Here is a 4,943-nt window from a genome sequence, read left to right as displayed (position 1 = left end):
GGCAGGCTGCAGATAAGGCAATGTCGATGAGCTGGATGGATCAACAGGCACAATGGTTGTCATGGTGTATGCTTTAGGACATGATGAGAGCACAGTATAAAACACTCATTTGACGAATAACAATGTTGACGATATGTGCGGACGTTTTGCCTTGGCTTACCCCCGTTCCAGCCTGATCGACTGGTATCATGCAGTATCGATACCGGAGATCGAACCGCGTTATAACATCGCCCCTACCGACGCTATTCTGGTTATTCGTGACAGCGAACAAGGCAGGGTAGGGTCGATGATGCGTTGGGGATTGATTCCCCATTGGGTCAAGGATACCAAGAAGCTGCCTTTACTGTTCAATGCACGTTCTGAATCGCTGGCCATCAAACCCATGTTCAAGCATGCGTTTCGAAGACAGCGCTGTCTCATTCCCGCGTCGGGTTTCTACGAGTGGAAATTACTGCCAGATGGCAAAAGCAAACAACCTTACTATATCTGTGCCAAAGACAGCCCGCTTTCCTTCGCAGGATTATGGGAAACCGCAACAGTCGATGAAGTCACAATCAATAGCTGCACGATCATCACCACAGAAAGCAATACCTTGATGCGTCCCATACATGACCGCATGCCAGTGATTCTTCCACCTGAAGTATGGGATGCCTGGCTGACCCCAACCCAGCAACCCGACGATATACTGTTATCGCTTCTGCAGCTTTATTCTGCCGAGCAAATGCAGTTATGGCCAGTATCACCTGCGGTAGGACGGACAAGCAATCAGGGAGAGCAATTGATTCAGCCGGTCAATGAATGAGTTTTCAGAATTTCAGTATGTCCGATGAAAGCACCCGCTAATTCACATCATGACACAGATAATCCTCTGGAAAAACTCCAGGGATCGGTAGAGCGAGTTACCTTCCATAGTGAGTCATCTGGTTTCTGTGTCTTGCGAGTCAAGGTCAAAGGCCATAGAGAACTCGTCACAGTGATTGGCTCAGCCGCTTCTGTCACTGCTGGCGAATATATCGAATGCTTAGGTTTCTGGGTCAATGACCGCCAACATGGTCAGCAGTTTAAAACGGTTTCTATACAAATCGTACCGCCTACCACTTTAGAAGGGATCGAGAAATATCTTGGTTCTGGCATGATCAAAGGCATTGGTCCTCATTTTGCCAGGAAACTAGTGAAAGCCTTCGGTGCTGATGTTTTTGAGGTAATCGAACTCGCACCGGAGCGATTATTGACGCTACCCGGCATTGGCAAAAAACGGCTAGAACGGGTTACGAGTGCCTGGGCTGAACAAAAAGTCATCCGGGAAATCATGGTGTTCTTGCAATCGCATGGCGTGGGCACATCACGCTCTGTCCGTATCTACAAAACCTATGGAGAGCAGGCCATCGATAAGGTGAGAGAAAATCCCTACCGACTGGCTTTGGATATTCACGGCATCGGTTTCAAGACGGCTGATACATTGGCACAGAAACTGGGAATCGCACCAGATTCTTTGATTCGTGCCCAAGCCGGGGTACGCCATGTTTTACAGGAATGGTCAAACGAAGGGCATTGTGCTGCAGCACGGGAGACCTTGTGTACGATGGCAGTCAAATTGCTGGAAATACCCGCACCTGTTATTGATGAAGGGATAACTGCGGAGCTCGTTGAAGGCAATTTAACTGCTGAAACCATCGATCAGCACGAGACCGTCTTTCTTACTCCGCTTTATAGAGCGGAAGTAGGGTGTGCAAATCACCTGCTTCGCCTCAATCAAGGTAAAACCCCCTGGGGAACCATTGAGGCTCAGAAGGCTATTCCATGGGTCGAAGAACAAACCGGGCTAACTTTATCAACCTCTCAGCGTGCAGCAATAGCATTGGTGCTACAGCATAAAGTGGCGGTCATCACGGGTGGCCCAGGTGTGGGCAAAACTACTTTGGTTAACAGTATTCTGAAGATTCTTACCGCCAAACATATCAACATTGCTCTGTGTGCGCCTACCGGCAGAGCAGCCAAGCGGCTTTCTGAATCCACAGGACTGGAAGCCAAGACCGTCCATCGTCTTCTGGAGTTTGATCCTTCCATTTTTGCCTTCAAGCATAACGAAGAATCTCCTATGGAATTGGATTGTCTGGTAATCGATGAGTCCTCCATGATGGATGTAACGTTGATGAATCAGTTGTTAAAGGCTGTTCCTTCAAATGCAGCATTATTGATTGTCGGTGACGTGGACCAACTGCCATCTGTTGGCCCCGGTGCAGTATTGGCTGACATTATCGACTCGGGCAAGATTGCCACAGTTAGATTGACTGAGATTTTCCGGCAAGCTCAAACATCAAAAATCATTACCAATTCACATCGGATTAACCAAGGTCAATTGCCACAAACTGATAGCTCTCAGGCATTGAGTGATTTTTATTGCATTTATGCAGAAACGCCAGAAGAGATTTTTACTAAATTGATGCAGGTTTTACTCGAACGGATACCGCAACGTTTTAAGCTTGATCCAGTGAGTGACATTCAAGTACTGACACCGATGAACCGAGGAGGTCTAGGTGCGCGATCACTCAATGTTGAACTACAGCAACGATTGAATGGATCGAGTGAGCCAAAGGTAACTCGCTACGGATCGATTTATGCGCCGGGAGACAAAGTCATCCAGCAGGTGAACAATTACGATAAGGAAGTATTTAACGGAGATATTGGAACAGTTGTGTCTATTGATGTTGAAGAAAGTCTATTGCAAATCAATTTTGATGATCACGCCGTGGATTATGAATTTAATGAGCTGGATGAAATCTCTTTGGCTTACGCTATTAGTATTCATAAGGCACAAGGCTCCGAATATCCTGCAGTGGTTATTCCTCTTGCGATGCAGCATTACATGCTTTTAGAGCGGAACTTACTCTATACAGGCGTCACGCGTGGCAAGCAGCTGGTAGTGATCATTGCGCAACCCAAAGCATTGGCAATGGCGGTAAAGAACCAACGCTCACAACGCAGAGTAACCAATTTAATAGCACGCCTCTCAACTAATAACTAAAACGGTCGATGGTAATAATGAGAGTTTCTATCAGCACAAAACACTTGAATAGGAAGATTTAGTGAACCGCATACATTTCAAGAGAATATTGTTCCTGGCATTATTTTACATCTCATTCTTGCCATTATTTGCGGCGGCTCAGGAGCATATTGGACGAGTCGTAGGCGTATCAGATGGAGACACTATAACTATCCTCGATGATCGAAAGCAGCAAATCAAAGTACGGCTGGCTGAAATCGATACGCCCGAATCGGCCCAACCTTACGGAACGCGTGCAAAACAGGAATTATCTCGGCTTGTCCACGGTAAAACCGTAATCGTCAAAGTACGGGATATCGATCGCTATGGGCGTACAGTTGGACGGGTCTATGCAGACGACATCGATGTAAATGCGGAGATGGTTAGACTGGGTGCTGCCTGGGTATATCGAAAATATGCCAACGATCAAAATCTCTATGATTTGGAGAAACAAGCTAGACAAAATGGAGCCGGGTTGTGGGGTCTGCCGGAAGCTCAGCAAGTTCCACCTTGGGAGTGGCGACAAGCAAGAAAGTAAAGCATGAGGTCGGGTTGCTCCACATTTGTAGCTCTGAAAGAAAAGCTTTGGCGCTATTTCTTCATAGTCAGTTTGTTTTCTTCAATTCCAGTTTATCCAAGTGAAGTTCATAATCAAATCATAGAGGGCCTTGAGCCCAACAGTATTACGATCATCGGTGAATATCACAAGCAGCCAGAATCAATCCAATTTTTTGAAGAGTTAATATATAGCCACTTTCAGCAAGATAAATGCCTGGTTGTCGCGTTGGAGATTGCCAGCAATCAACAATCAATTCTTGATGAGATCGCAGAGGGCAGGGCGACTGTGGCGGATATCGAGATACCCCAGATGATTGATCATCCTCCTTTCCGTGTAATGATTGATGGGCTGACAAGATTGAAAAGAAATGGCAATTGCCTAAAACTACTTGCTATCGATGCTGAGCTTGGGTTGGGCGTCGATCGTGACGAATGGATGGCTAGTAAACTATTAGATCAAGTAAGCCAGATACCGATTTTAGCTCTGTTGGGCAACTTGCATACTCTGAAGAAAGTTGATTGGAATATATCCATGAGCGGGGTATCTCTCTATGTTGCTGAAATTCTAACATCCCAAGGTCGTAAAATTAGAACCTATCCACAAATCTGGGTGGATAAAACCTGTAATACTCGCAATCGATTCATTTCTTCTGATGAACAGGAGACAATTAGGCTTATCAATCGCAGATTGATCTCTCTGCTTAATGCCTCTGAATACGAGACGGTGAGCGGTATTGTCGATGGCGTTATTTTTTGGGAATGCGGTTAAAGTTATTGTATTCATAAGCGAAACAATTAATTTCTTTTTTTGGTACTTATTTTTTGTGCTTTAAGTCGATATTATCCATCCTAAGAAATTAATTTGGTTGTAAGGAATAAGGTTAATGTATTAAAAACCATAGCCTTATTATGAGTAATGATCAAAGTGATTGATGGCGGGATTAAACTGAAATATTCTGATCAAGAGATAGATTGGGTAAAAGATGTTTCCTGTGAAGAGCGTATCACCAGCATGGTTATTCTTAAAATGAGGCATGACAAAAAGTTTTGAGCAGATTAAAGGAGCGGGATTAAAGTTGTTTAATGGAGGTGCTATGATGAGAACGATATCTTTCTTGATAACTGTATTGGCGCTTGGTTTTTTATCTGGATGTGCTCAAATGAGTCCGATAGCGAGCAATCAGAGTGGTGAAACTCATAGTGCTGATTTGCGTTCCATCGACCCTAATAATCATAATGCTGTCGCTGAACATTACGAAGATGTAGCTAATGAGATAAAAGCAAAACTGCAGGCACAGAAAGGGTTGCTGCGGGAATATGAAAGACACAGTTATTATTACGG

General features: G+C 44.8%; 6 protein-coding genes. All 6 read left to right on the top strand.

Annotation, left to right across the window (positions count from 1 at the left end; all coding sequences use genetic code 11):
* Positions 1 to 133 precede the first annotated feature (133 nt).
* Complete coding sequence (locus J5I83_RS09305; RefSeq protein ID WP_304055272.1) at positions 134 to 802, top strand: SOS response-associated peptidase; 669 nt, start codon at positions 134 to 136, stop codon at positions 800 to 802.
* Between the two features lie 24 nt (positions 803 to 826).
* A complete protein-coding gene (locus tag J5I83_RS09300) occupies positions 827 to 3,025 on the top strand; it encodes an ATP-dependent RecD-like DNA helicase (RefSeq protein ID WP_304055270.1) in 2,199 nt (732 codons plus the stop codon).
* Positions 3,026 to 3,086: 61 nt separating this feature from the next.
* On the top strand, positions 3,087 to 3,581 hold the full coding sequence (locus J5I83_RS09295; protein WP_304055268.1) for a thermonuclease family protein: 495 nt from the start codon (positions 3,087 to 3,089) through the stop codon (positions 3,579 to 3,581).
* Between the two features lie 72 nt (positions 3,582 to 3,653).
* Positions 3,654 to 4,370: a hypothetical protein gene (locus J5I83_RS09290; protein WP_304055266.1), complete on the top strand. Its 717-nt coding sequence runs from the start codon at positions 3,654 to 3,656 to the stop codon at positions 4,368 to 4,370.
* 147 nt (positions 4,371 to 4,517) lie between these two features.
* Positions 4,518 to 4,652: a hypothetical protein gene (locus tag J5I83_RS09285; RefSeq protein ID WP_304055264.1), complete on the top strand. Its 135-nt coding sequence runs from the start codon at positions 4,518 to 4,520 to the stop codon at positions 4,650 to 4,652.
* A partial coding sequence (locus tag J5I83_RS09280; RefSeq protein ID WP_304055262.1) for a hypothetical protein occupies positions 4,636 to 4,943 on the top strand: 308 nt, incomplete at its 3' end. The genes J5I83_RS09285 and J5I83_RS09280, both read left to right, overlap by 17 nt.

The sequence above is a fragment of the Nitrosomonas communis genome (assembly GCF_024102715.1).
Lineage (GTDB): Bacteria > Pseudomonadota > Gammaproteobacteria > Burkholderiales > Nitrosomonadaceae > Nitrosomonas > Nitrosomonas communis_B.
This window is presented reverse-complemented; position numbering and strand designations above follow the sequence as displayed.

Bases quoted from the DNA above. Each gene is read 5' to 3' on its own strand.
- J5I83_RS09285 (WP_304055264.1), top strand. From the start codon at position 4,518: ATGATCAAAGTGATTGATGGCGGGATTAAACTGAAATATTCTGATCAA.
- J5I83_RS09305 (WP_304055272.1), top strand. From the start codon at position 134: ATGTGCGGACGTTTTGCCTTGGCTTACCCCCGTTCCAGCCTGATCGAC.
- J5I83_RS09300 (WP_304055270.1), top strand. From the start codon at position 827: ATGAAAGCACCCGCTAATTCACATCATGACACAGATAATCCTCTGGAA.